Below are 26,354 nucleotides of genomic sequence, written 5' to 3'. Positions count from 1 at the left end.
TATCCAGTTTTTTTTAAAAAGTTATTTTTTGAGGGTTTTTTCATGAATATGGCGTTATTTGATCGCTTGTCTGCAGTACAAGCTGATTTGCTCGTGGCCTTTGTGCCGAGTGAAGGGGATTTTTCCGAGTCAACCACATGGGTTGACGAGAATGCCAATGGGCAGATTTCTCAGTTGCGTGAAACTGGTGTTTTTAAAGCTGGCGTAGCTCAAACCTTGTTGTTACCGGGTGTATCGCAAGAGTTTGCTCAAGCTGTTTTGTTGGTCGGTATTGGTAAAGATGTTGAGTTGAGTGATATGCAAGCTCGCAAAGTAGTTGCGGCTGTGGCAGCACAAATTAAAGGATTGCCTTTTGCGTCTGTTGCTGTAGCAAGTGCAGGACTTGTATTGAAAAACCGTTCTCAAGTCGAAGTGCTTGCTTTGGTCGCTCAATGGTTGAATGAAGGTTTTTATAATTTCCTTGGTTTCAAAAAAGATGATGCTGAAAAAGCGACAAAAGTGACATCTTTGTTGCTAGAGGGGGCAGACGAAGCAGCTTTGGCCATTGGTGCCGCTACAGCGAAAGGTTCTGCCTTTGCTCGTCAGTTAGGGAACCTTCCTGGTAATGTTTGTACGCCGAGTTACTTGGCTTCTCAAGCGCAGCAGCTAGGTGAAGAATACGGTCTAGGTGTTGAGTTATTAGACGAAAGCAAAATGGATGAGCTAGGCATGCACTGCTTATTGTCGGTAGGCCATGGCAGCGATCAGCCAAGTTATTTGATTGTAATGAATTACCGCGGGGGCGAAGAGGGTGAAGCGCCTCATGTTCTTTTAGGTAAAGGTATTACATTTGATACGGGTGGCATTTCTTTGAAGCCTGGTCCGAAAATGGACGAAATGAAATATGACATGTGTGGTGCTGCGAGTGTTTTCGGTACGATGAAAGCCATTTGTGAGCTGAAACCCAAGCTAAACTTCACAGCTGTTATTGCGGCGGCCGAGAATATGCCAAGTGCTCGTGCGACTAAGCCTGGTGATATCGTGAAAACCATGTCTGGTCAAACTGTAGAGATTTTGAATACCGATGCAGAAGGTCGTTTGGTGTTGTGCGATGCTTTGACTTATATTGAGCGCTTCAAACCAAAATCGGTTGTTGATATTGCGACTTTGACTGGTGCTTGCGTGGTTGCTTTGGGTAGCGTTAACTCTGGTATGTACGCGAACAATGATAGCATCGCGTCAGAATTGAAAACAGCTAGCCAGACTTCAGCGGATAAGCTTTGGCAAATGCCTTTGGACGAAGAGTATCAGCAGCAGCTTGATAGCAACTTTGCCGACATCGCTAATATTGGTGGCCCTGAAGCCGGTTCAGTAACAGCGGCATGTTTCTTGTCTCGTTTTACTGGTTCTTACTCTTGGGCGCATTTGGATATCGCCGGCACAGCTTGGGCTGGTGGTGCAACGAAAGGCGCAAGTGGTCGTCCAGTTGCCTTGTTGACTCGATACCTATTGAATAAAACGTCTTAATTCGTTTTATTCAAATACTAGGGTGAGCTTATTAAAAGCAGCGATGATTATTTGTCGCTGCTTTTTTAATGTCTTTTTATCAGAAAGATTAATCTGATCAAGGTGTTATTTTCCCTCTTACAAGAATAGAACAAAGCCCATTGAGTCTGAGGGTGGACTTTTGCTTTTGTCAGTGCGAAAGTTAACGGCTATTAAGAGCGATAGGTCAATCGGCTGGGGCCGTTTGATTTGTCATATTTTGTGTTTTTACCGTTGGTTTTTCCTATGTCAGATTTAGCTACTCAGCATGATGATGGTGTTTTCGAACCAGATGAAGAAACATTAATATCGGCTTTGCGCAATCAAGATGACATTCCTATTTTGATGGATGTCGTTGAAGAACAAGTGACTGCTTCGATTAGTCAGGAAGTGCACCTTTCAGAGTCTTTAAATGGTTCAAGTTTAAGTGATGAGTCATCGCACTCAGAGGTGAGAATTGAGTCTGCTGAAGAAAAGATAACGGTAGAGGAAAGTGATGCTCCAGCTACGTTTTCGAAAGAGGTAGTCGCTAAGACCATAGCTGATGTGTTGGCGAAGCGTTTGCCAGAATTGGTGGAGGAAGTGATGCAAACATTGCAGGCAGCTTCCACTACGCACAAAACTGACGGAAAGGAATAGCAAAAGTACCTTTGTTAGACAGGCTGCCGTCTGATAAATGCCTTAATTATTCGCGTGTTATTCTTTATCTTGCTATGACACGTTATAATTCTTCCAATTACAATTTACCGCTACATAAGAGCTTTAAGACACCATAATGGAAAAGACCTACCAACCTCAAAGTATCGAACAACCTATTTATCAACGTTGGGAAGAGAGCGGCTATTTTGCGCCTCAAGGCAACGGTTCTCCATTTTCGATCATGATTCCACCGCCAAACGTCACGGGTAGCTTGCACATGGGGCATGCTTTTCAGCATACCTTAATGGACGCAATGATCCGTCGAGAGCGTATGAAGGGCAGCCGCACATTATGGCAGCCAGGCTCTGATCACGCTGGCATTGCAACGCAGATGGTAGTAGAGCGTCAATTAGCTGCTCAGAACACTACACGTCATGAGCTAGGACGTGAAAAATTCCTTGAGAAAGTTTGGGAATGGAAAGACCAGTCTGGTGGCACTATTTCTGATCAAATGCGCGTTTTGGGTGACTCTGTTGCTTGGGATAAAGAGCGTTTCACAATGGACCCAGGTATGTCTGCTGCGGTTCAGGAAGTATTTGTTCGCTTGTTTGATGAAGGCATCATTTATCGTGGTCAGCGCCTTGTAAACTGGGATCCAGTTTTGCATACAGCGATTTCTGATCTTGAGGTGGTTTCTGAAGAAGAAAATGGTTTCATGTGGTACTTCCGTTACCCGCTAGCCGATGGTGTAAAAACAGTTGACGGTAAAGATCATATTGTTGTTGCAACAACGCGGCCTGAAACAATGTTTGGTGATGCAGCTGTTGCGGTTGCCTTGGATGATGAGCGCTTTACTGATCTTGTTGGCAAGTTTGTTGAACTGCCATTGGTCGGGCGTCGTATTCCAATCGTTGCTGATGAATATGTAGACAAAGAATTTGGTACCGGCTGTGTGAAAATCACGCCAGCTCACGATTTTAATGACTATGAAGTAGGCAAGCGCCACGACATGCCATTGATTAATATTTTGACCGACGATGCGGCGATCAACGACGTAGCGCCTGAGAAATATCGCGGTATGGATCGTTTTGACGCGCGTAAAGCTGTTGTTGCTGATTTTGATGCACTTGGCTTGCTTGAAAAAGTGGTTGATCACAAATTAAAAGTACCGCGTGGTGAGCGTGGTAATACGGTTGTTGAACCTTACCTAACGCAGCAGTGGTATGTAGCAGTTGAGTCATTGGCTAAGCCTGCGATTGAAGCGGTTGAAAATGGCGATATCCAGTTTGTTCCTAAACAATGGGAAAATACCTACTTTGCGTGGATGCGCGATCTTAATGATTGGTGTATCTCTCGTCAGCTTTGGTGGGGACATCAAATTCCAGCTTGGTATGATGCTGATGGAAAGCATTATGTTGGTAAAAATGAAGATGAGGTTCGCGCTAAATATAGCCTCGCGGCAGATGTTGAGCTAACTCAAGATGAAGACGTGCTAGACACTTGGTTCTCTTCAGCACTTTGGACGTTTGCAACACAAGGTTGGCCAGAAGAAACACAAGATTTTGCTGAATTTAGTGAATCAGACGTGTTGGTAACAGGCTTTGATATTATTTTCTTCTGGGTGGCCAGAATGATCATGATGACCTTGAAATTTACCGATAAAGTGCCTTTCAAAACCGTTTACATAACGGGGCTTATTCGAGATGAGCGCGGCGATAAAATGTCGAAATCCAAAGGTAACGTCATTGACCCATTGGATTTGATTAATGGTATTGATATCGAGTCCTTGGTGGCGAAACGTACTTACGGCATGATGCAACCTCGCTTAGCGGAAAAAGTCGAAAAGAATACTCGCGAAACCTATCCTGAAGGTATTCAGGCTTACGGTACCGATGCACTTCGCTTTACACTTTGTTCTCTGGCGTCAGGCGGCCGCGATATAAAGTTCGATCTTAATCGTCTTGAAGGCTACCGTAACTTTTGTAACAAGATTTGGAACGCGACGCGTTATGTCTTGATGAATACAGAGGATCAAGACTGTGGTCAAAGTGGTGTCGACGTTGAGTTATCTCTTGCTGATAAGTGGATCATTTCTCGCTTGCAGCATGCGGAAGATGCTGTAAACCGTGCTTTTGACACACATCGTTTTGACTTGGCTTCCCAGGCTTTGTATGAATTCATGTGGCACGAATACTGTGACTGGTACTTGGAGTTGTCTAAGCCTGTGCTTTGGGATGAGAGTGCAACGTCTGCACAATTGATGGGTACTCGTCGTACTTTGGTTCGTGTACTGGAAGCTTTCCTACGTCTTGCACACCCAATGATGCCGTTCTTGACAGAAGAAATTTGGCAGCGAGTTGCGCCGCTAGCAGGTGTGGAGGGTGAGACTGTGATGTTGGGTGAATACCCAACGGCCAATGACGCGAAAAAAGATGCACAAGCTGAAGCAGATGTTGAGTGGCTAAAAGGTGTTATTGAAGGTATTCGTAATATCCGTGGCGAAATGAACATTTCCCCTTCTAAACCGCTGACTATTTTGTTCCGTAATGGTTCTGAGCAAGATCAAGCGCGTTTAGATGCAAACTTAACCTTTTTGCAAACTTTGGCTAAATTAGAGTCTGTGACTTGGTTGGATGCGGGCGATGAAGCGCCAATGTCAGCAACGGCGTTAGTGGGTGATATGGAAGTGCTCGTGCCAATGGCTGGTTTGATTGATAAAGAGGCAGAGCTAGCGCGTCTGCAAAAAGAAATCGACAAGGCGTCAAAAGAATTACAACGCATCCAAGGCAAACTTTCTAACGACAGCTTTGTGGCGAAAGCGCCTATTGAAGTGGTTGAGAAAGAACGTGCCAAATGCGATGACTTGCAGTTAGCTGTTAGTAAGTTAGAAGAGCAAAAGATCAGTATTGAATCTTTGTAACTACTCTTGATAAATAGATAAGAGGGCAGGGCCCGGTTTGGGGTTCTGTCCTTACGCTTACTTAATAAAAATAAAAAAGAGGCGAGTATAGAGATGGAAAGATTAACTGGAAAAGTTAAGTGGTTTAATGACGCCAAAGGCGTTGGCTTTATTAAAAGAGAGGAAGACAGTGATGTCTTTGTTCACTACAAGTCGATTGCTTGTGATGGCCACAAAACGCTTAGAAAAGGGCAACCTGTTAATTTTGTTTTGTCTTCAACTGATTTTGGTTTGCAGGCAATGGATGTTCAAGTAGAGAAAGAGGTGCGTGCTGCATCCTCTGGCTCTAATAAACAACTTGAAAGTGCCTAGCTTATGCAGATTCTTGCAACATTTTGTGTGCGAGTTTAACGAAATCGACAGGTGTTAAAATTCCGACGAGTTTGTTGTCTTGAGTGACGGGTAGGCAGCCATATTTGTTTTCAATAAAAAACTCTGCAGCCATATCTAAATCTGTGCTGGGGCTGACGGTGAGTATGTCTTTATTCATCGCGTTGGCAATGGGAGTTTGCTGCTCTTTCTTGGAAATTTGCTGGGTGCCGAATTGGCTAACAAGATGGAAGGCGTGACGTAAATATTCTCGTTGCGTTAACATACCAACGCATTCTCCTTGATCGTTTACGATGGGAATATTACGGATGTTTTTTTCTTGCATTAATGCTTTGGCTTTCGCTAAAGAATCATTTTCTCTCAAGGTAACTAAATCAGTAATCATTAGATCTGCCACAGTACGCATGAATGAATCTCCTTGTGTCTATTTAAGCGTGTTTATTTTGACAGTAAGGTTCAGTGTAGAGCGGATTATGCATTAAAGGCAATCATGTATTTAAAGCAATATTGTCGTTTTGAGGTAGATCAATAATGAATGATCAAGAATGGATGGAGCGCGCGATAGCGCTGGCTGCAAAAGCTGCATCGGAAAATGAAATTCCGGTTGGTGCAATTGTGGTGCTTAACGATGAAATTATCGGTGAAGGTTATAATGCGCCGATTTCACTTTGTGACCCAACTGCTCATGCAGAAATTCAAGCCATTCGAAACGCGTGTAAGATGATGAATAATTACCGTCTTCCCGATGCAACTTTATATGTCACATTAGAGCCTTGTTCAATGTGTGCTGGTGCTATAGTGCACGCACGTATTGATCGGGTAGTTTATGCTGCGACAGAACCGAAAAGCGGAATTATTGAAAGTCAGGGGCAGTTTTTTGAGGCGCCTTTTCTCAATCATAAGGTGAACGTTGAGTCTGGGGTTTTAGCGGAAACAGCGTCTGCGCAACTGACTCAGTTCTTTCAATATCGCCGTGAGCAGAAAAAGAAGCTCAAGGAACAGGCAAAAAAAGCGACTTAGGCAATTAATTCCATCATTTTGTGTAGAAATTTCATACTCTGCTGGCCTCTATTTGCCTCATTGATTTAAAATACCCGCACCATTTCCCCAAAACTACCAAGTGAGGCAATACTCAACATGCTAACTCTGCATGGTTCCGCAGCGCTATCGGCGTTTCGCAAGGCAAAGTTATTAGCCAATATGCAAGCATCTATCCCATCTGTTACAGATGTTGATGCTCAATTTCTCCATTTCGTGGAGCTGGCTGATAATCAAACACTTACTGCTGAACAGGAAACTGTTCTACAACGCGCTTTGGCCTACGGTCCTAAATCCTCCCAAGTCAGTTCATCTGATCAAAGTGTTTTAGTGGTTCCTCGTTTAGGAACGATTTCACCTTGGTCATCGAAAGCAACCGATATCCTTCATAACTGTGGCCTTGCGGCCGTGTCCCGCGTTGAACGTGGCGTGGAATACTTTATCCATAGCTCCGCGCCATTGGCGCTTGAAGAGTTAGATTTGTTGTCAGCTATGCTGCATGACCGCATGACAGAAAGCGTGCTTCCGGCATTAAGCGACGCTTCTGATATGTTCTCTCATGCAGAACCAGCACCAATGACAGCAGTCGATGTATTAGGCGGTGGCCGAGCGGCATTGGTTGAGGCAAACCAAACGCTAGGCCTTGCTCTTGCGGATGACGAAATTGATTACCTTGTTGAGTCTTTCATTGAGTTGGGTCGTAACCCAATCGATGTTGAGCTAATGATGTTTGCTCAAGCAAACTCTGAGCATTGTCGTCATAAAATCTTTAATGCGTCTTGGACGATTGATGGCGAAGAGCAAGAGCGCTCTTTGTTTAAAATGATCAAGAACACCCATGAACACAATCCACACGGTACCTTATCTGCATATAAAGATAACGCGGCCGTGATGGAAGGCCACTTTGGCGGTCGTTTCTTCCCATCCGCAGAAACGCGCGAATACGATTTTAGCCACGAACACATCGATATCTTGATGAAGGTTGAAACTCATAACCACCCAACAGCCATTTCTCCATTCTCTGGTGCGGCAACGGGTTCTGGGGGTGAGATTCGTGACGAAGGCGCGACAGGTATTGGCTCTAAACCAAAAGCAGGTTTGAGTGGTTACACGGTATCCGACCTTAAAATACCTGGTTTTGAACAGCCATGGGAAAGCTACTACGGCAAACCGTCTCGTATCGTAACGCCTTTGGATATTATGATCGAAGGGCCTATCGGTGGTGCTGCGTTTAACAATGAGTTTGGTCGTCCAAACCTATTAGGTTACTTCCGTACTTATGAACAAACAATCCAGGGTGCTTCACAAGAGGAAGTGCGTGGTTACCACAAGCCAATCATGTTGGCGGGCGGTATTGGTAATATTCGTCGTGAACACGTTGAAAAACAAGAGATCAAAGTAGGTGCTAAGTTAATCGTACTTGGTGGTCCTGCGATGTTGATCGGCCTTGGTGGCGGTGCGGCATCTTCCATGGCGTCTGCCGATGGTAACGAAGATCTCGATTTCGCTTCTGTACAACGTGGCAACCCAGAAATGGAGCGTCGTTGTCAGGAAGTGATCGACCGTTGCTGGCAAATGGGTGATAAAAACCCAATCAGCTTTATCCATGATGTGGGCGCTGGTGGTTTGTCTAACGCTTTGCCTGAATTGGTAAAAGACGGTGAGCGTGGTGGTAACTTCGATCTGCGTAAGGTTCTAAATGATGAGCCAGGTATGTCTCCTCTAGAAATCTGGTGTAACGAATCGCAAGAACGTTACGTTATGGCGGTTTCGCCAGATCGCATTGAAGAATTTACAGCTATCTGTGAGCGTGAACGCTGTCCTTTCGCCATTGTAGGTGATGCGAAAGAAGAAATGCATTTGCAAGTAGCAGATGAACATTTTGATAACAAACCTGTTGATTTGCCAATGTCTGTTCTATTTGGCAAGCCACCTAAAATGCATCGTGAAGCAACGAAAGCCATTATTACAGGTGATGATTTCACGGCTGTTGATGTAGATCTTGCTGACGCAGCGAAGCGTATTCTTAGTTTGCCAACGGTTGCGAGCAAAAATTTCTTAATCACCATCGGTGATCGCTCAATCACGGGTATGGTTGCTCGTGATCAAATGGTGGGTCCTTGGCAGGTGCCAGTAGCGGATGTGGCGGTAACAACGTCTTCTTTAGAAAGCTACACTGGCGAAGCTATGACGATGGGCGAGCGTACGCCCGTAGCTTTGCTTGATGCACCTGCATCTGGCCGCATGGCTGTTGGTGAAGCGTTAACTAACTTGGCGGCAGCGCACATTACTAAACGTAGTAGCATTAAGTTGTCTGCAAACTGGATGGCGGCCGCAGGTCATGAAGGCGAAGATGAAAAGCTTTACCAAACTGTAAAAGCAGTGGGTATGGAATTGTGCCCAGCATTGGATATTGCCATTCCAGTGGGTAAAGACTCCATGTCTATGAAGACCGTATGGAAGGAAGATGGTAAAGAAAAAGCTGTTACTTCACCATTGTCTTTGGTTATCTCTGCGTTTGCACCAGTAACGGATGTCCGCAAAACACTAACACCAGAACTGCAAAACAAAGCCGATACGCGTTTGTTATTGATTGATTTGGGTGCAGGTAAAAATCGTCTTGGCGGTTCTGTTATTGCTCAGGTTTACAATAAGTTGGGTCAGCAAGCGCCAGATGTTGATGATGCCGCAACCTTAGCTGGCTTCTTCGATACCACTCAAGCGTTGAACGCTGAAGGTAAGTTGTTAGCCTATCATGACCGTTCTGACGGAGGTGCGTTTGCTACTTTAGTTGAAATGTCATTCGCGAGTCATTTGGGCCTAAATATCGATCTTGATGAAACTATTACTAATCGTATGCAAGTAGCCCCCGTGCTATTCAACGAAGAGTTGGGTGCCGTCATACAGGTGAATGAGTCTGATGTAACGGAAGTTATTTCTGCATATGCTAGTGCTGGTGTGACGACGACATCGATTGCAACATTGTCCGGTGATGATTCGATCCGTGTTTGTTTTGCTGGTGAAACATTGCTAGAAGAAACTCGTATTAATTGGCAGCGTGTTTGGTCTGAGACAAGTTACCGCATTCAAGCTTTACGCGATAACCCAGAGTCAGCGCAGCAAGAATTTGACAGTTTGTTGGATGCGAAAGATCCAGGTTTAACTGCTGATGTTCAATTCGATCAAAATGAAGACATCGTAGCGGCATTTATTGCTTCTGGTGTTAAGCCTAAAATTGCCGTCTTGCGTGAGCAGGGTGTAAACGGTCAAGTGGAAATGGCTGCTGCTTTCCATAAAGCGGGATTCATTCCAGTAGATGTTCACATGAGTGATATCTTGTCTGGTCGTACCACGCTAGATCAATTTAGTGGTTTGGTAGCTTGTGGCGGTTTCTCGTACGGTGACGTATTGGGGGCTGGTGAAGGTTGGGCGAAGTCTATTCTTTTCAACCCTATTGCTCGTGAGCAATTCGAAGCTTTCTTCAATCGTCCTGATACTTTCACGCTTGGCGTGTGTAATGGTTGTCAGATGCTATCGAATCTATACGAATTGATTCCTGGTGCAGGTCATTGGCCGAAGTTTGTTCGTAACCAATCCTCTCAGTTTGAGGCTCGTTTGGTTCAGGTAGAAGTGCAAAAGTCGAACTCTATCTTGCTTGCTGGTATGGAAGGTTCTCGTATGCCGATTGCCGTTGCTCATGGTGAAGGTCAAACAGAATACCGTGATGATCAAGATATGGCTGCACTTGCTACAGCAAATCAAATTGCATTGCGCTATGTAGATAACTACGGTCATGCAACCGAACGTTACCCATTTAACCCGAATGGTTCTGCGCAAGGTGTAACAGGTTTAACATCTGAAGATGGTAGAGTGACTATTATGATGCCTCACCCAGAACGTGTTTTTCGTACGGTTCAGCACAGCTGGCACCCAAGCGAATGGCAAGAACAAGCGCCATGGTTGCGCTTGTTCCAAAATGCCCGTAAATGGTTAGGCTAATTAGTTACTTTAAATAGCCAATGAAAAGCCTCCTAACTGAAAAGTTAGGAGGCTTTTTTGTGTCGAAAGTTTTGGGGGTGGGTGAATAATAAGCATAAAGGGGTTGTTTTGAGCGTTTTTTGAACAAAATAAGTAAAAGTTTGAATTTATTAAAATAAATATCGAAAAAGGGTTGCACAAAATCTGTAGATCCTTAATATACGCCCTCGCTGACACGGACAAGGCTTCAGAGCAACGAAGACCAAGTTCAACTAACTAAATATGATTTGGTTAGTCATTCAAGTTAGCACGCTCTTTAAAATAGATAATCAGATAATTTGTGTGGGCGCTCGCTAGAGGCTTCAGAAGATTGTCCGGATTGGTTTTTAACTGATTCGAGATAATCAAAAAAATTGAAGTCTTGCGAAACGTCTAACACGTCAATTCGCTTTATGTTGGCTTATTGTTCTTAGGGATGATGAGTCGATTAAGTTATTGTTAGTGTAATAGATTTTGAGTAAGCAAACTTTTTAACTGAAGAGTTTGATCATGGCTCAGATTGAACGCTGGCGGCAGGCTTAACACATGCAAGTCGAGCGGTAACAGGGGAGCTTGCTCCTGCTGACGAGCGGCGGACGGGTGAGTAACGCGTAGGAATCTGCCTAGTAGAGGGGGACAACATGTGGAAACGCATGCTAATACCGCATACGCCCTAAGGGGGAAAGGAGGGGACTCTTCGGAGCCTTCCGCTATTAGATGAGCCTGCGTAAGATTAGCTAGTTGGTAGGGTAAAGGCCTACCAAGGCGACGATCTTTAACTGGTCTGAGAGGATGACCAGTCACACTGGGACTGAGACACGGCCCAGACTCCTACGGGAGGCAGCAGTGGGGAATATTGGACAATGGGCGAAAGCCTGATCCAGCCATGCCGCGTGTGTGAAGAAGGCCTTAGGGTTGTAAAGCACTTTCAGGGGTGAGGAAGGGTAGCTAGTTAATACCTAGTTATTTTGACGTTAGCCCCAGAAGAAGCACCGGCTAACTCTGTGCCAGCAGCCGCGGTAATACAGAGGGTGCAAGCGTTAATCGGAATTACTGGGCGTAAAGCGCGCGTAGGTGGTTTGTTAAGTCGGATGTGAAATCCCAGGGCTCAACCTTGGAATGGCACCCGATACTGGCAGGCTAGAGTACGGTAGAGGGGTGTGGAATTTCCTGTGTAGCGGTGAAATGCGTAGATATAGGAAGGAACATCAGTGGCGAAGGCGACACCCTGGACTGATACTGACACTGAGGTGCGAAAGCGTGGGGAGCAAACAGGATTAGATACCCTGGTAGTCCACGCCGTAAACGATGTCTACTAGCCGTTGGGTTGTAATGACTTAGTGGCGCAGCTAACGCAATAAGTAGACCGCCTGGGGAGTACGGCCGCAAGGTTAAAACTCAAATGAATTGACGGGGGCCCGCACAAGCGGTGGAGCATGTGGTTTAATTCGAAGCAACGCGAAGAACCTTACCTACTCTTGACATCCAGTGAACTTAGCAGAGATGCTTTGGTGCCTTCGGGAACACTGAGACAGGTGCTGCATGGCTGTCGTCAGCTCGTGTTGTGAAATGTTGGGTTAAGTCCCGTAACGAGCGCAACCCTTATCCTTATTTGCCAGCACTTCGGGTGGGAACTTTAAGGAGACTGCCGGTGACAAACCGGAGGAAGGTGGGGACGACGTCAAGTCATCATGGCCCTTACGAGTAGGGCTACACACGTGCTACAATGGCGTATACAGAGGGCTGCGAACTAGCGATAGTAAGCGAATCCCAGAAAGTACGTCGTAGTCCGGATTGGAGTCTGCAACTCGACTCCATGAAGTCGGAATCGCTAGTAATCGTGAATCAGAATGTCACGGTGAATACGTTCCCGGGCCTTGTACACACCGCCCGTCACACCATGGGAGTTGATTGCTCCAGAAGTAGCTAGCTTAACCCTTCGGGGATGGCGGTTACCACGGAGTGGTCAATGACTGGGGTGAAGTCGTAACAAGGTAGCCCTAGGGGAACCTGGGGCTGGATCACCTCCTTAAACGATAGAAACCTCTGGTGAGCGTTCACACAAATTATCTGATACCTATCTTAAAAGCATTAGCACAGAGTTCTAAGCAAGAGGTTTGAATGGTTTATCCATCAAGCATCTGACTTAGTGCTTTGCACTAAACTTGCTCTTTAACAATTCGAATTTTGAAATAACGATGAATCAAGCGTTAAACCGGTGGAAGTTCACTTTAACCTAGTGACTTCTATTATCGTAAATCCAAAGAGACACAAAAGCTCTTTGGTATGTGGTCTGATTTATGTTTCTACTTTTCCTTTTGGAATCGTAAAAAACTATTTTGGGTTATATGGTCAAGTGACCAAGCGTGCACGGTGGATGCCTTGGCAGTCAGAGGCGATGAAGGACGTGGTAATCTGCGAAAAGGTTCGGGGAGTCGATAAACAGACTTTGATCCGAACATGTCCGAATGGGGAAACCCACTCTACTTGTAGAGTATCCCACAGTGAATACATAGCTGTGTGGAGGCGAACCCGGGGAACTGAAACATCTAAGTACCCGGAGGAAAAGAAATCAACCGAGATTCCCTAAGTAGCGGCGAGCGAAAGGGGATTAGCCCTTAAGTGGTTTTGGTGTTAGTAGAAGGCTCTGGAAAGTGCCGCGATAGAGGGTGATAGCCCCGTATACGAAAACACCTTAATCATGAAAACGAGTAGGACGGGACACGTGTTATCCTGTCTGAATATGGGGGGACCATCCTCCAAGGCTAAATACTCCTGACTGACCGATAGTGAACCAGTACCGTGAGGGAAAGGCGAAAAGAACCCCTGTGAGGGGAGTGAAATAGATCCTGAAACCGTGTACGTACAAGCAGTGGGAGCGGACTTGTTCCGTGACTGCGTACCTTTTGTATAATGGGTCAACGACTTATTTTCAGTAGCAAGGTTAAGCACATAGTGGAGCCGTAGGGAAACCGAGTCTTAATAGGGCGTTTAGTTGCTGGGAATAGACCCGAAACCGGGCGATCTATCCATGAGCAGGTTGAAGGTTGAGTAACATCAACTGGAGGACCGAACCCACATCCGTTGAAAAGGCTGGGGATGACTTGTGGATAGGAGTGAAAGGCTAATCAAGCTCGGAGATAGCTGGTTCTCCTCGAAAGCTATTTAGGTAGCGCCTCGTATCTCACCATTGGGGGTAGAGCACTGTTTGGGCTAGGGGGTCATCCCGACTTACCAACCCCATGCAAACTCCGAATACCAATGAGTGCAATTACGGGAGACACACGGCGGGTGCTAACGTCCGTCGTGGAAAGGGAAACAACCCAGACCGTCAGCTAAGGTCCCAAAGTTACAGTTAAGTGGGAAACGATGTGGGAAGGCTTAGACAGCTAGGAGGTTGGCTTAGAAGCAGCCATCCTTTAAAGAAAGCGTAATAGCTCACTAGTCGAGTCGGCCTGCGCGGAAGATATAACGGGGCTCAAACTGTACACCGAAGCTACGGATGCTTAGTTTACTAGGCATGGTAGAGGAGCGTTCTGTAAGCCGTTGAAGGTCAAGCTGTAAGGCAGGCTGGAGGTATCAGAAGTGCGAATGTTGACATGAGTAACGATAAGGGGAGTGAAAAACTCCCCCGCCGGAAGACCAAGGTTTCCTGTCCCATGTTAATCAGGGCAGGGTGAGTCGGCCCCTAAGGCGAGGCAGAAATGCGTAGTCGATGGGAAACAGGTTAATATTCCTGTACTCGTACATATTGCGATGGAGAGACGGAGAAGGCTAGGCCAGCACAGCGATGGTTGTCTGTGTTTAAGGCGGTAGGTTTGGGACTTAGGCAAATCCGGGTCCCTTTAAGACCGAGAACTGACGACGAGCCCTCTTTTGGGCGAAGTGGTTGATGCCATGCTTCCAGGAAAAACTTCTAAGCTTCAGATATGATCGAACCGTACCCCAAACCGACACAGGTGGTCAGGTAGAGAATACCAAGGCGCTTGAGAGAACTCGGGTGAAGGAACTAGGCAAAATGGTACCGTAACTTCGGGAGAAGGTACGCCGGCCGGTGTGAAGGACTTGCTCCGTAAGCACTAGTCGGTCGAAGATACCAGGTGGCTGCGACTGTTTATTAAAAACACAGCACTCTGCAAACACGAAAGTGGACGTATAGGGTGTGACGCCTGCCCGGTGCTTGAAGGTTAATTGATGGGGTTAGCGCAAGCGAAGCTCTTGATCGAAGCCCAAGTAAACGGCGGCCGTAACTATAACGGTCCTAAGGTAGCGAAATTCCTTGTCGGGTAAGTTCCGACCTGCACGAATGGCGTAACGATGGCCACACTGTCTCCACCCGAGACTCAGTGAAATTGAAATCGCAGTGAAGATGCTGTGTATCCGCGGCTAGACGGAAAGACCCCGTGAACCTTTACTATAGCTTCACAGTGAACTTTGAACCTACTTGTGTAGGATAGGTGGGAGGCTTTGAAGTGCAGACGCCAGTTTGCATGGAGCCACTCTTGAAATACCACCCTGGTATGTTTGAGGTTCTAACTCAGGTCCCTTATCGGGATCGAGGACACTGTGTGGTGGGTAGTTTGACTGGGGCGGTCTCCTCCCAAAGAGTAACGGAGGAGCACGAAGGTGTGCTCAGCATGGTCGGAAATCATGCATAGAGTGTAAAGGCAAAAGCACGCTTAACTGCGAGACAGACACGTCGAGCAGGTACGAAAGTAGGTCTTAGTGATCCGGTGGTTCTGTATGGAAGGGCCATCGCTCAACGGATAAAAGGTACTCCGGGGATAACAGGCTGATACCGCCCAAGAGTTCACATCGACGGCGGTGTTTGGCACCTCGATGTCGGCTCATCACATCCTGGGGCTGAAGCCGGTCCCAAGGGTATGGCTGTTCGCCATTTAAAGTGGTACGCGAGCTGGGTTTAGAACGTCGTGAGACAGTTCGGTCCCTATCTGCCGTGGACGTTTGAGATTTGAGAGGAGCTGCTCCTAGTACGAGAGGACCGGAGTGGACGAACCTCTGGTGTTCCGGTTGTCACGCCAGTGGCATTGCCGGGTAGCTATGTTCGGACGGGATAACCGCTGAAAGCATCTAAGCGGGAAGCCTCCCTTAAGATAAGATCTCACTGGGACATAAGTCCCCTAAAGAGCCGTTCGAGACTAGGACGTTGATAGGTTGGGTGTGTAAGTGCTGTGAGGCATTGAGCTAACCAATACTAATTGCTCGTGAGGCTTGACCATATAACACCAAAGTGGTTTTGGATGAGAAAAGTGAAAGCTCAATCTCATCAAAATGACAAAGACACAGATACGATAAAGCATCAGCAATGATGAGCATCGGTTTAATACTTGATCCACGTTATTTCAAAACAGAATTGTTAAAGATCCAAGCACGTATTCGCGTGTTTTGAGACAAGTCGAAAGACAATGCAATCAACGCATAGCTCAAAACAATACGCAAAACGAATTGCTTGACGATCATAGAGGCGTTGAACCACCTGATCCCATCCCGAACTCAGAAGTGAAAAGCGCCATCGCCGATGGTAGTGTGGGAGATCCCATGTGAGAGTAGGTCGTCGTCAAGCTTTATATTAAGAGAAACCCCATCCTACTCAGCAGGGTGGGGTTTTTTCGTTATGGGGAATCACCATCGCCCATGCTAGTCTCGCAAGGGGATAAGCATCGTCAAGCTTTATATTAAGAAGGCCCTGATAGCTATGCTGTCAGGGCTTTTTTTCGTCTCAAGGAATCCTATCTTAGTATTGTGTTCGCTTGCAGCAATTTAGCCATTTAGCATGTCTCTCTATTATCTTGGTTTAGTTATTAAAACTTTAATCCATTTGTATGTGCCAATGGCGGGGCCTTTGTTGATCTTCGTGATGCTTTGTTAACGTTGAGTGACAACATGTATTCAATCTAGTCTGGGGATAAGGCACCATTTTATTCACAAAAAATCTTGTCAGGCGAAGGGATTCAATCTGTTAAGTTTATCTGCAATCAGATAGTCTGTGTGATACCCATTAAACAAGTTATTCCTTTTATGTCGTCAACTTCAGTCGATTCACATTCTCCTTTGTCTATCCTTTCTACGAAGCAGGATACTGTTTGGTGGTTACCTCGCCATGAGGAAAAGCTGGCTGAAAAAAATGCCATGGCGCGAGTGGATTTGGTGTTTCTTGGGGATTCCATCACGCAAGCTTGGGAGAAAGAGGGCGCCGATGTTTGGCAGGATTTTTATCAATCAAGGAATGCGCTGAATTTGGGCTTTAATGGCGATAAGACAGAGAATGTTTTATGGCGATTGGCTCATGGGGAAATTGATAATATTCAGCCTAAGTTATTGGTTTTATTGATTGGAACCAATAACGCTGGCCATCGCATGGATAAGGCCGAAGACACGGCGTTAGGAATTAAGCAGATTCTGTCTGTATTGGCAGAAAAGTTACCGAAGACTAAGGTGTTGCTGTTGGCTATTTTTCCTCGTAGTGCCAAACCAACACAAAAGCTGCGTATGCTAAATAACGAAGTGAATCAGATTATTCGAACTTACGCTGACGATGAAAAAGTCTTTTTTCGCGATATTAATCACGTTTTTTTGGATGAAAAAGGCCGAATCACCAGTGATGTGATGAATGACTTTTTGCATCCGAATACTAGTCAATATCAACTTTTTGCTGAGGCAATAGAGCCAACAATCGTTTCATTGTTGGCAGAAGGTTAGCGCTTTAATTTGGACTGCTTTTCATTTATTTCTACGTATTAATACGTAGTCGTGTGCGTAGTTTCCGGTGTTATACTCGGTATTCGTACGAATTGTTTGCACTTTCTATACACGCCATTATTCATCCTGCTCGATCTTAAATTATAAAAAAATAAGACTCACAGGATGATAAAAACAATGAAATCCTTAAAACTCACAACTCTTGTTGCTGCAACTGCAGTGGCTCTTAGTGCTTTCTCTTTACCTGCTATCGCGGCGGATAAAGTTTATAAACTGAAGATGGCTGAAACTTGGTCATCTAATTTCCCTATCTTTGGTGATGCCCCTCGAAATATGGCGCGCATTGCTGATGAAATGTCTAATGGACGTTTAAAAATCACTATCGACTCAGCTAACAAACACAAAGCCGCTTTGGGTGTGTTTGATATGGTGCGTTCTGGTCAGTACGACATGGGGCATTCTGCGTCTTACTACTGGAAAGGCAAGGTGCCAAATACGCTGTACTTTACCACTATGCCTTTTGGCATGATTACGCCTGAGCAGTACGGCTGGTTCTATCACGGCGGTGGCATGGAGTTGATGCAGAAAGTGTATCAACCGTTTGGTCTATTGTCGTTCCCTGGTGGTAATACTGGCAACCAAATGGGTGGCTGGTTCCAAAAAGAAATCAATTCTCTTGACGACCTACAAGGTCTGAAAATGCGTATTCCAGGCTTTGCGGGTGAAGTCCTAGCGAAACTGGGCGCTAAGCCTACCAATATCGCTTCTGGTGAACTTTACACAGCGCTTGAGCGTCGTACTATCGATGCACTTGAGTGGGTTGGACCGTCTCTTGATTTACGTATGGGGTTCCACAAAATTGCGCCTTACTACTACACAGGCTGGCATGAGCCAGCAACGGAACTTCAGTTCCTAGTAAACGAGCGCACGTGGAAAAAGCTTCCTGAGGATCTTCGTGAAATTCTTCGTACTTCAATGAAGTTAGCGTCTTACGACATGTACATTCAGTCTTACCACGAGAGCGCGGAAAACTGGGCGACAATGAAGACAGAATACCCGAATGTTCAGGTGAAAACCTTCCCGAAAGAAGTGCTTGTAGCGATGAAAAAGGCTAACCAAGAGCTACTTGATGAAAAAGCGGCCGAAGATCCTTTGGCGAAAGAGATCTTGGACTCTCAAGCTAAGTACCTGAAGAAAGTACGCGTTTGGACCAACATTTCTGACCGAGCTTATTTGGACAGTGTTGATAGTTTAGCAGAATAAAACCTCTAAGCACGGCGAACAGCATGTATTCGCCGTGCTTTTTCTAGGAGTTTGTCATGTTGTTAACCACCCTAGAACGAGGCATCACTCGTTTTTCTAATTTCCTTGGTATGCTTTCGACGCTGTTGTTTATCGTCTTACTGTTCAATGTTTTCTACGATGTTTTGATGCGTTATGTCTTCAACGATGTGTCTATTGGAATGCAGGAATTGGAATGGCATTTATATGCTGCGATTTTCTTATTAGGTATTCCGTACGGCATTCAGCACGGCGGTCATGTTCGTGTGGATTTGATCTATGAAAATTTGTCTATTCGAGGAAAGGCATGGATTGATCTGTTTGGCTGCGTGTTTTTCTTAATTCCTTTTACTTTGTTAGTGGGATATTACGGCGTTGGCTTTGCTCATGAAGCTTATACTTTGGGCGAAACCAGTGGCGATCCGGGTGGTCTTCCTTACCGTTGGATAATTAAAGCGGTTATTCCTTTTGCTTTTTTCTCTATGACGATCAGTGGGTTAGGAATGGTTATTCGCTGCATTAATGTGCTGCGAGGCGTTAGCGAAGAAGGTTTTTCGCACCCTCCCATTCAACATTGAGTCTTGTCTCCATTTTAAGTTTGTAGGTTATTTATGATTGGAATAATCATGTTTTTCGTTGCCCTAGTAATGCTTTTACTGGGGTTCCCTGTTGCCTTTACCTTTGGCGGCATTGCTTTGATCTTTGGCGTATTTGCTGAAGGTTTTGATATGTTTGCTTTCATGCCGTTCCGCATTCAAAGCTACATGGAAAATACGGTGATGATGGCGGTGCCATTATTTGTATTCATGGGTATCGTTTTACAAAAGACTAAGTTGGCAGAACAGCTATTAGAGGCCATGGGCAAACTGTTTGGTGGCGTTCGCGGTGGTTTGGCTATTTCGACTATTTTAGTGGGTGCGCTGTTAGCGGCATCGACTGGTGTTGTTGGTGCAAGTGTCGTGGCAATGGGTCTAATCTCTTTGCCAGTTATGCTGAAGTACAACTACAGTAAGTCGTTAGCTTGCGGCACAATTTGTGCGTCTGGCACCTTGGGCCAAATTATTCCACCATCGATTATTCTGATCATCTTAGGGGATGTTTTAGGTATTCCTGTGGGCGACCTTTTCCAGGCGGCTTTGTTTCCTGGCATGATTCTCATTGCTTGTTATATTGTTTATATCTTGATTCTTACTTTCTTAAAACCTGAGCTTGCGCCAGCGATGCCACAGGATTTGGATGATGAAACTCGCGCACAGCAAATTCGTAGTGCGTTAAAAGCGATTATTCCGCCGTTGGCCTTGGTATTGATTGTATTGGGTTCTATCTTTACCGGCATTGCTACACCGACAGAATCTTCTGCATTAGGCGGCGTGGGAGCAATTATATTGGCACTTATTTATCGTCAGTTTAGTTGGAAAATGCTTTATGACAGTGGCTTAGAAACGGTAAAAGTCACGGCGATGGTGTTTGCTATTCTAATGGGTGCAACGGCCTTTTCTATGGCGTTTAGTTACACTGGTGGCGATGCGATCGTAGAAGAAGTGTTATTGAATCTTCCAGGTGAAAAATGGGGCTTTATTATCTTAGCCATGATTGCGATCTTGATCTTGGGGTTCTTTATCGACTTTGTTGAGATTGCCTTTATTATTGTGCCGATTTTAGCGCCTGTTGCCGAAGCGTTAGGGATCAATATGGTGTGGTTTGCGATCTTGATTGCGATGAATCTACAGACATCTTTCTTAACCCCGCCGTTTGGTTTTAGTCTATTCTATTTAAAAGGGGTGGCTCCAAGTTCGATTAGAACAACGGACATTTATAAAGGCGTCATGCCATTTATATTGATTCAAGTCTTAGTTCTGGTCAGTATTATGGTTTTCCCAGAGTTATATGGCATGGACTGATTTATAACGGGATAAAATATAGAGCAAGGAAGCGGGTCTTTACCCGCTTTTTTGTTGATAGCGTTTTCTGACCATCATTAAATATTGAAAGCCTAAAAAATAATAAAAAAGGTCTTTGTCCGTGGGATTAAAAAGTAAAATTATTCTTCTTGCTGTCGCACCGCTCATTGTAGCGACTGCCATTATTACGTATCTAGGCTTTCAATCTGCCCGTGATTTAGCTTCACAAGAATTATCTATTTATGAATTTAACTTGGTTAATGCCAAGAAACAGGCATTAAAAAACCACGTTAATATCGCCATGTCTGCGATTCGCCCTATATTGGAAAATGACGAATTAGACGACGCAGAAGCGCAGGACCGCGTGAAGAAAATTCTGGAGGGATTAAGTTATGAAGATGATGGGTACTTTTTCGCCTATGAAATGTCTGGGGTCAATTTAGTCCATCCAACGCAGCCTGATTTTGTTGGTAAGAACCTATGGGACTTTCAGGATCGTTCAGGAAACTTCCTAATTCAAGGCTTAATCCGAGCCGCTCAAGCAGGAGGAGGTTATCACAGATACATTTGGGAGAAGCCGCCACTGATGAAGCAAGAGGACAAGTTGGGTTATGTGGTTGCTATCGAGCGATGGGGCTGGATGATGGGAACTGGGTTGTATCTTGATGATATCTACGCTGAATTGGCGAAAACCCAAGCGACGATGAATGAGAATATTCAGCATAGCTTTTTTACCTTCATTGAAGTGGTTGTGGTGACTGTGGTTTTGGTTATCTTGTTGGGGTTGGCGATCAATCTCCATGAGCACAAATTGGCAGACTCGAGACTAAAAGAACTGGCCCAGCGCTTTATGCGTTTGCAAGTTAGCGAAAGACGAGGTTTTTCTCGTGAACTTCATGATGGCATTAATCAATTATTGGTGAGTTGTAAGTTTCGGATTGAGTTAGCGGAAAACAAGCTAAATCGCAGTCATGAAAAAGAAGTGATTCATCAGGAGTTGGAAAAAGCCGGTGATTTAATAAACCAAACCATCAGTGAAGTGCGGCAAATTTCGCATAACTTACGACCTACTTTATTGGATGATTTGGGGTTGGATACAGCCCTACAAGCCTTGATAGACCAGTTTATGGAGCGAACAGAAATCCAGGTAGTATATCGGTTCGACGTGGTTTCTAAGTTGCCTGATGAAATAGAAATTACGGTGTATCGCCTTACTCAGGAGTCGCTAACGAATATTGAAAAGCATGCTCAAGCTAAGAATATTTCGCTACACGTTTCGCAGTCTCACCGACATGTGGAGTTTGAATGCTTGGATGATGGCAAAGGCATCTCTAAAAAGACAGAGCTCTCTTCAGGTATTGGTTTAATCAATATGCGTGAGCGAATTGAACTAATTGGTGGTGATTTCATATTGGAGTCACAACGTGGTAAAGGCACAGCAGTGCGTGCGCTATTGCCCTTTGAACAACATATTTAATCAGTAAGTGAAGAGTTATAATAATGATAAAAAAAATTCGCGTTCTCTTAGTCGATGACCACATGCTGGTGCTAGATGGGTTGCAAGCGCGCTTGGAACTAGAAGGCAATATAGACGTCATCGCCACCGCGTCGAATGGCTTGAGTGCTTTAGAAAAAGCCCAAGAAACACAACCTGATTTGGTTCTCATGGACGTTTCTATGCCAGTATTAAATGGCTTGGAAGCGACCAAACGATTCAAAGCCGAACAGCCGAACGTAAAAATTCTAATGCTCAGTATGCACAACGACAAAGAGTATATTTTATCGTTGATCCAATCAGGGGCAAATGGCTATGTTCTCAAAGACGTATCATCGGAAGAACTCGTTCAAGCCATTAATACAGTGTGCCAAGGTGGTACGTATTTTATTTCTGGCGCGTCAGATTCACTGTTTTCTGCAGCCCCGCCTCCGCCAAAAGAAAATGAAGAGTTAACGAAACGTGAAACCTCCGTATTAAAAGCTCTTGCGGCTGGATTATCCAATAAAGAAATTGCTCAGACTTTGGATATTAGTGTCAGAACCGTCGAAACGCACCGCCAGAATGTTAAAAATAAACTGGATATTCATACTTCAGCGGGCTTGATAAAATACGCTTTAGCCAAGCGGTTGATTGATTAGTTTTGAGGAGTAAGGCGATGGATTTTCGTAAGTATCATGCGCTAGGTAATGTGTATTTAGTGGTATCGCCTGATGAGTTTCCAGATGAGCCTGCAGCTTTGATCATTAAAAATATCTGTCATAAACATTACGGTGTGGCGTCGGATGGAGTGTTGATTGGACCTTTTCCTTCCAATGTAGCGGACTTTGGTTTGCGCATATTTAACCCTGATGCAAGTGAAGCAGAAAAAAGCGGCAACGGTTTACGGATATTTTGTCGCGCGTTATGGGATCAAGGTTTAGTAACGGACAAATCTTTTACCATTGAAACCAAAGGTGGCGTGGTTAAAGCGAAAGTGTCGGAAAACGGCGCTCGGGTGGATGTGGAAATGGGCAAAGTGTCTTTTCTTAGCCAAGATATTCCTGTGTGGGGGGAACCTCGGGAAGTTTTGTTAGAAAACCTCAATGTGATGAGTTTGAATCACATCTACAGTGCCGTCACTATTGGTAATCCCCATTGTGTGATTTTGAGTGAATCTCCCTCCGAAACCATGGCAAAAGAGTTTGGTCCGCTGATTGAAACCCACCCGAATTTCCCCAATCGAACCAACGTGCAGTTTATGCAAGTGCTTGATCGTAATCATATTGTGATCGAGATCTGGGAGCGTGGAGCAGGCTACACTTTAGCGTCCGGTAGTAGCAGTTGTGCTGCGGCCGCGGTGGCATACAAACTCGGTTTATGCGATGTGTCTATTAAAGTAATGATGCCGGGTGGTCAGATTGATATTGAAATCAGCGAGGATTTTTGTGTCAGTATGAGTGGCAGTGTGACATCTGTGTGCCATGGTCGCATTTCCGATGAATGTCTGTCTCAGCTGTTCCACTAAAGTATAAGGCGCTAGTTTAAGAGCCTTTCATGCCATAACAGGGTAGAGTGGTGGTTTGCGGCAAGATTTGTCGCGGGCGTTTTCGCCTTCTAAGCATATGGAGTCCACTATGCGCGTTTTACTGTTTCCATTTTCTATGTTGTGTGTGCTGCTTTCGACCCTCTTTTCTCCTCTTTATGCCGCGGATGATTGGTATCGTCCACCCGTTTCTGTGACGTGGCAGTGGCAGCTCGATGACATAGTTAATGAAGGCTACGATGTCGATTTATACGACATTGATTTATTTGACTCGTCTCATGAACTGATACAACGATTACAAGCCTCCGGTAAAAAAGTGATTTGTTATTTTTCCGCGGGTTCATACGAAGATTGGCGATCTGATGCTACAGAGTTCGCGATGAAAGACTTGGGGAAGACTCTGAGCGGTTGGGACGATGAGCGTTGGTTAGATATTCGTTCTAGTGAAGTTCGTGAGGTCATGATTCGTCGTCTGGATTTAGCTCTCACAAAAGGGTGTGATGGGGTTGAGCCAGATAACGTAGACAGTTATCGAACCAATACTGGGTTTTCTTTCCGAGCTAATGATCAGTTAGATTATAATCGCTTTTTAGCGACAGAGGCTCATAGTAGAGGCTTGGCAATTGGTTTGAAAAACGATCCTGATCAGGCTCGGGCACTGAGCAACGACTTTGATTTTGCTATCACAGAGCAATGCTTTGAATATTCTGAATGTCGTTCTTATTCCAGCTTTATTAAAGCCGGTAAACCCGTATTGAATGCGGAGTATCGTCGCATTTATGTGGATGATGAATCAGAGCGTAATAGCGTATGCAAACAATCAGAACGCTTACAGTTCAGTACCTTAGTGCTACCTAAAGCGCTGGATGACGCGTTTCGCTTCAGCTGCTTACCGTAAATTATTTGACCTAAACGGCTTGATTGATAGGAAGATAAGATGACACCTTCTACCCATCCGATTTTTTGGCGAGATCCGGCTTTGCCTTATGTCGAACTGCGCCAAGTATTGGATGGCAGAGAGGTGAGCTATGCGCCGCATTCTCATCAAGAATGGTCGATTGGTGCCATTTTGGAAGGTCAGAGCGAATTCCGCTGTGCGGATCGTTTACACGCGGTTGAGCGGGGTGCTTTGGTGATGATGAATCCAGATGTGGTTCATGCCTGTAATCCGCACCAAGACTCTCCTTGGGCCTATTACATGATGCATCTAGATAAAGACTGGCTAGCGTCCTTGCTGTTTGCCTGTGGCATTAGAAGAACTCAGGTCTGGCAAGATACCCTGGGTGATACTTTAATGTCAGTTCAGGCTTATCAGGCATTTGTAGAAGTATGTGAATGTCTAATAGGTGCAACTTTTTCGTCTTTTAAAAAAGGCCAAAGGCTAGAAGTGGTGCTGGTGGACTTGTTCATGGAGCTAGACGCCAATAACATCGAATCTTCCACGGCTTTACCTGTGAATAACTTATATCAAGTGGCGGACTATTTGAATCAGTACTGTTTGCATGATACCTCGATTGATCAAATTAGCGCCGAGTTTGGATACAGTACTGGTTATTTGGTTCGTGCGTTTAAGCGTCACTTTAATATGACGCCACATGCTTATCGTTTGAATCGTCGTATTCAACTGGGCCAGCAAGCGTTGAAGCAAGGTCAAGCCATTGTTGATGTGGCACAGACCGTTGGCTTTAGTGATCAAGCGCATTTTCAGCGGGTATTTAAACAACGCGTCGCGGCAACGCCAGACCAGTATCGGCGCTCGGTTTCTTCTTAGTTAAGGTCAGTTAGACCAGAATCAGCACACAACTGCCTGCCAGTAATGTCGCCAAGGTTTTGTTCATTAAGCGCATTTTTCCGGGGCGTTGAAAATACTGCCCGAGTATTTTTCCAATCCATACCCAAATTCCCAAAGACAGCCAGCAAATTGGCAAATACAGGCTGGCAAAAATCATTACTTCCATTGCTTCTGCATTGGGAATATAAGCCGCAATACCTGATAGCGAAGCAAGCCACGCTTTTGGATTGAGCCATTGCATAATGGCACCTGTCATAAAGGTTGGCGCCTTGCTATGTTTGTCGGAATTTAGCTCGCCATTGTCGGTGAATAACTGATAACTCAAATACAACAGAAAGGCGATGCCGAACCATTGTAGCGCTTGGGTAATCCAGTTTAATTGATCAATCAAATAGTGCAGCCCGAAGCCAATCAGTAAAAACAGCACAATAAAGCCAAGGGTTGCTCCCGTTACAAAAACAAGTCCTGTTTTAATACCATAACGCGCACTGCCACTCAGCGAAACAAGGTTCACCGGGCCAGGTGACAAAGACGCCGCTAAGGCAAAAAAAGACATAGAAATGATTAAAGAGAAAGTCATCAGATGTTCCTAGATAAATAATCAACAGGCGTTCACTATCGTTTTTTAGGTATCTCACGTATTGAACAAAATTGACCTTTTAAGGGTTGTTTGTGATTCGCGTATTTTTAGCCGAAAAGGCGGAGTATGATTTTGCTAAATCATTTATTTAAACAGGAGTCTTTATGATTCGGCATGTATTGTTTATTAAGTACAAAGAGCAAGCGACCGCGGCGGATATCGCAACGTCTATGGCTAACTTCGAGAAAATTAAGAGCAAGATCGATGGCATTGAATTGGTTGAATGGGGCTTAAACAACAGTCCTGAAGGCCGCAACAAAGACTATACCCATTGTGTTTTTATGACCTTTGTGGATGAAGTGGCTCGTGATACTTATATTCCTCACCCTGAACACGAGGTGTTAAAAGCGCAATTAGGGCCGATTTTAGAAGACATTATTGTTTTCGATTACGCCATATAGGCGCTTTTTAATATCGCGCAACTAGAACGAGAAAACCCGCTTCAAGTTTCCTTGAGGCGGTTTTTTTTTCGTTGGTATGAATGGTTAATGGC

18 protein-coding genes and 3 rRNA genes are annotated in these 26,354 nt (G+C 45.0%); 19 read left to right on the top strand and 2 right to left on the bottom strand.

Annotation, left to right across the window (positions count from 1 at the left end):
• Nucleotides 1–42 precede the first annotated feature (42 nt).
• The 4 genes from JSY38_RS07375 to JSY38_RS07360 all read left to right on the top strand — a co-directional run bounded on the left by JSY38_RS07375 (nt 43) and on the right by JSY38_RS07360 (nt 5,434).
• Entirely contained in the window at nt 43–1,506 is a 1,464-nt protein-coding gene (locus JSY38_RS07375; protein WP_205116168.1) for a leucyl aminopeptidase, read from the top strand.
• A 264-nt stretch (nt 1,507–1,770) separates the two neighbouring features.
• Nucleotides 1,771–2,163, top strand: coding sequence for a hypothetical protein (locus JSY38_RS07370; protein ID WP_205116166.1), 393 nt, complete (start codon nt 1,771–1,773; stop codon nt 2,161–2,163).
• Between the two features lie 136 nt (nt 2,164–2,299).
• The gene (locus JSY38_RS07365; RefSeq protein ID WP_114413670.1) at nt 2,300–5,083 is read left to right on the top strand and encodes a valine--tRNA ligase; all 2,784 of its coding nucleotides are present in this window, start codon (nt 2,300–2,302) and stop codon (nt 5,081–5,083) included.
• A gap of 93 nt (nt 5,084–5,176) precedes the next feature.
• On the top strand, nt 5,177–5,434 hold the full coding sequence (locus JSY38_RS07360; RefSeq protein ID WP_114413671.1) for a cold-shock protein: 258 nt from the start codon (nt 5,177–5,179) through the stop codon (nt 5,432–5,434).
• Nucleotide 5,435: 1 nt separating this feature from the next.
• Here the strand turns inward: JSY38_RS07360 and JSY38_RS07355 are convergent, their stop codons facing one another.
• Nucleotides 5,436–5,858 carry a CBS domain-containing protein gene (locus JSY38_RS07355; protein WP_114413672.1) on the bottom strand — a complete coding sequence of 141 codons (423 nt, stop codon included), beginning with the start codon at nt 5,856–5,858 and terminating at the stop codon, nt 5,436–5,438.
• A 125-nt stretch (nt 5,859–5,983) separates the two neighbouring features.
• Between JSY38_RS07355 and tadA the strand changes: the two genes are divergently transcribed.
• The 14 genes from tadA (at nt 5,984) to JSY38_RS07285 (ending at nt 25,200) form a co-directional block, all read left to right on the top strand.
• Entirely contained in the window at nt 5,984–6,472 is a 489-nt protein-coding gene (gene tadA / locus JSY38_RS07350) for a tRNA adenosine(34) deaminase TadA (RefSeq protein WP_205116165.1), read from the top strand.
• Nucleotides 6,473–6,589: 117 nt separating this feature from the next.
• Entirely contained in the window at nt 6,590–10,489 is a 3,900-nt protein-coding gene (gene purL / locus JSY38_RS07345; protein WP_205116163.1) for a phosphoribosylformylglycinamidine synthase, read from the top strand.
• Between the two features lie 510 nt (nt 10,490–10,999).
• Nucleotides 11,000–12,539 (top strand): 16S ribosomal RNA (locus tag JSY38_RS07340).
• Nucleotides 12,540–12,857: 318 nt separating this feature from the next.
• Nucleotides 12,858–15,747: ribosomal RNA gene (locus tag JSY38_RS07335) — 23S ribosomal RNA — on the top strand.
• Nucleotides 15,748–15,976: 229 nt separating this feature from the next.
• Nucleotides 15,977–16,091 (top strand): 5S ribosomal RNA (gene rrf, locus JSY38_RS07330).
• The 16S, 23S and 5S rRNA genes sit together here, the layout of an rRNA operon.
• A gap of 455 nt (nt 16,092–16,546) precedes the next feature.
• A complete protein-coding gene (locus JSY38_RS07325) occupies nt 16,547–17,227 on the top strand; it encodes a GDSL-type esterase/lipase family protein (RefSeq protein WP_205116161.1) in 681 nt (226 codons plus the stop codon).
• Nucleotides 17,228–17,404: 177 nt separating this feature from the next.
• Nucleotides 17,405–18,490, top strand: a complete 1,086-nt coding sequence (locus JSY38_RS07320; RefSeq protein WP_205116159.1) for a TRAP transporter substrate-binding protein — start codon at nt 17,405–17,407, stop codon at nt 18,488–18,490.
• A 56-nt stretch (nt 18,491–18,546) separates the two neighbouring features.
• A complete protein-coding gene (locus JSY38_RS07315) occupies nt 18,547–19,086 on the top strand; it encodes a TRAP transporter small permease subunit (protein WP_205116157.1) in 540 nt (179 codons plus the stop codon).
• 33 nt (nt 19,087–19,119) lie between these two features.
• Nucleotides 19,120–20,409: a TRAP transporter large permease gene (locus tag JSY38_RS07310; RefSeq protein WP_114411776.1), complete on the top strand. Its 1,290-nt coding sequence runs from the start codon at nt 19,120–19,122 to the stop codon at nt 20,407–20,409.
• A 121-nt stretch (nt 20,410–20,530) separates the two neighbouring features.
• Entirely contained in the window at nt 20,531–21,886 is a 1,356-nt protein-coding gene (locus JSY38_RS07305; protein ID WP_205116148.1) for a cache domain-containing protein, read from the top strand.
• A gap of 23 nt (nt 21,887–21,909) precedes the next feature.
• Nucleotides 21,910–22,545, top strand: a complete 636-nt coding sequence (locus JSY38_RS07300; protein WP_205116141.1) for a response regulator transcription factor — start codon at nt 21,910–21,912, stop codon at nt 22,543–22,545.
• A 17-nt stretch (nt 22,546–22,562) separates the two neighbouring features.
• Nucleotides 22,563–23,411, top strand: coding sequence for a diaminopimelate epimerase (gene dapF, locus JSY38_RS07295; protein WP_205116139.1), 849 nt, complete (start codon nt 22,563–22,565; stop codon nt 23,409–23,411).
• Between the two features lie 109 nt (nt 23,412–23,520).
• Nucleotides 23,521–24,327: an endo alpha-1,4 polygalactosaminidase gene (locus JSY38_RS07290; RefSeq protein WP_205116137.1), complete on the top strand. Its 807-nt coding sequence runs from the start codon at nt 23,521–23,523 to the stop codon at nt 24,325–24,327.
• A 39-nt stretch (nt 24,328–24,366) separates the two neighbouring features.
• Complete coding sequence (locus JSY38_RS07285) at nt 24,367–25,200, top strand: AraC family transcriptional regulator (RefSeq protein WP_205116135.1); 834 nt, start codon at nt 24,367–24,369, stop codon at nt 25,198–25,200.
• A 10-nt stretch (nt 25,201–25,210) separates the two neighbouring features.
• Here JSY38_RS07285 and JSY38_RS07280 read toward each other — a convergent pair whose 3' ends face one another.
• Nucleotides 25,211–25,801, bottom strand: coding sequence for a LysE family translocator (locus JSY38_RS07280; RefSeq protein WP_205116133.1), 591 nt, complete (start codon nt 25,799–25,801; stop codon nt 25,211–25,213).
• Between the two features lie 164 nt (nt 25,802–25,965).
• On the opposite strand from JSY38_RS07280, the gene JSY38_RS07275 reads away from it, so the two are divergent.
• Nucleotides 25,966–26,262, top strand: coding sequence for a Dabb family protein (locus JSY38_RS07275; protein WP_205116126.1), 297 nt, complete (start codon nt 25,966–25,968; stop codon nt 26,260–26,262).
• Nucleotides 26,263–26,354 lie beyond the last annotated feature (92 nt).

The organism is Marinomonas foliarum (assembly GCF_016906065.1).
Taxonomy (GTDB): domain Bacteria; phylum Pseudomonadota; class Gammaproteobacteria; order Pseudomonadales; family Marinomonadaceae; genus Marinomonas; species Marinomonas foliarum.
This window is presented reverse-complemented; position numbering and strand designations above follow the sequence as displayed.

Coding starts and splice junctions, on each gene's coding strand:
- JSY38_RS07375 (WP_205116168.1), top strand. CDS start 43: ATGAATATGGCGTTATTTGATCGCTTGTCTGCAGTACAAGCTGATTTG.
- JSY38_RS07370 (WP_205116166.1), top strand. CDS start 1,771: ATGTCAGATTTAGCTACTCAGCATGATGATGGTGTTTTCGAACCAGAT.
- JSY38_RS07365 (WP_114413670.1), top strand. CDS start 2,300: ATGGAAAAGACCTACCAACCTCAAAGTATCGAACAACCTATTTATCAA.
- JSY38_RS07360 (WP_114413671.1), top strand. CDS start 5,177: ATGGAAAGATTAACTGGAAAAGTTAAGTGGTTTAATGACGCCAAAGGC.
- JSY38_RS07355 (WP_114413672.1), bottom strand. CDS start 5,858: ATGCGTACTGTGGCAGATCTAATGATTACTGATTTAGTTACCTTGAGA.
- tadA (WP_205116165.1), top strand. CDS start 5,984: ATGAATGATCAAGAATGGATGGAGCGCGCGATAGCGCTGGCTGCAAAA.
- purL (WP_205116163.1), top strand. CDS start 6,590: ATGCTAACTCTGCATGGTTCCGCAGCGCTATCGGCGTTTCGCAAGGCA.
- JSY38_RS07325 (WP_205116161.1), top strand. CDS start 16,547: ATGTCGTCAACTTCAGTCGATTCACATTCTCCTTTGTCTATCCTTTCT.
- JSY38_RS07320 (WP_205116159.1), top strand. CDS start 17,405: ATGAAATCCTTAAAACTCACAACTCTTGTTGCTGCAACTGCAGTGGCT.
- JSY38_RS07315 (WP_205116157.1), top strand. CDS start 18,547: ATGTTGTTAACCACCCTAGAACGAGGCATCACTCGTTTTTCTAATTTC.
- JSY38_RS07310 (WP_114411776.1), top strand. CDS start 19,120: ATGATTGGAATAATCATGTTTTTCGTTGCCCTAGTAATGCTTTTACTG.
- JSY38_RS07300 (WP_205116141.1), top strand. CDS start 21,910: ATGATAAAAAAAATTCGCGTTCTCTTAGTCGATGACCACATGCTGGTG.
- dapF (WP_205116139.1), top strand. CDS start 22,563: ATGGATTTTCGTAAGTATCATGCGCTAGGTAATGTGTATTTAGTGGTA.
- JSY38_RS07290 (WP_205116137.1), top strand. CDS start 23,521: ATGCGCGTTTTACTGTTTCCATTTTCTATGTTGTGTGTGCTGCTTTCG.
- JSY38_RS07285 (WP_205116135.1), top strand. CDS start 24,367: ATGACACCTTCTACCCATCCGATTTTTTGGCGAGATCCGGCTTTGCCT.
- JSY38_RS07280 (WP_205116133.1), bottom strand. CDS start 25,801: ATGACTTTCTCTTTAATCATTTCTATGTCTTTTTTTGCCTTAGCGGCG.
- JSY38_RS07275 (WP_205116126.1), top strand. CDS start 25,966: ATGATTCGGCATGTATTGTTTATTAAGTACAAAGAGCAAGCGACCGCG.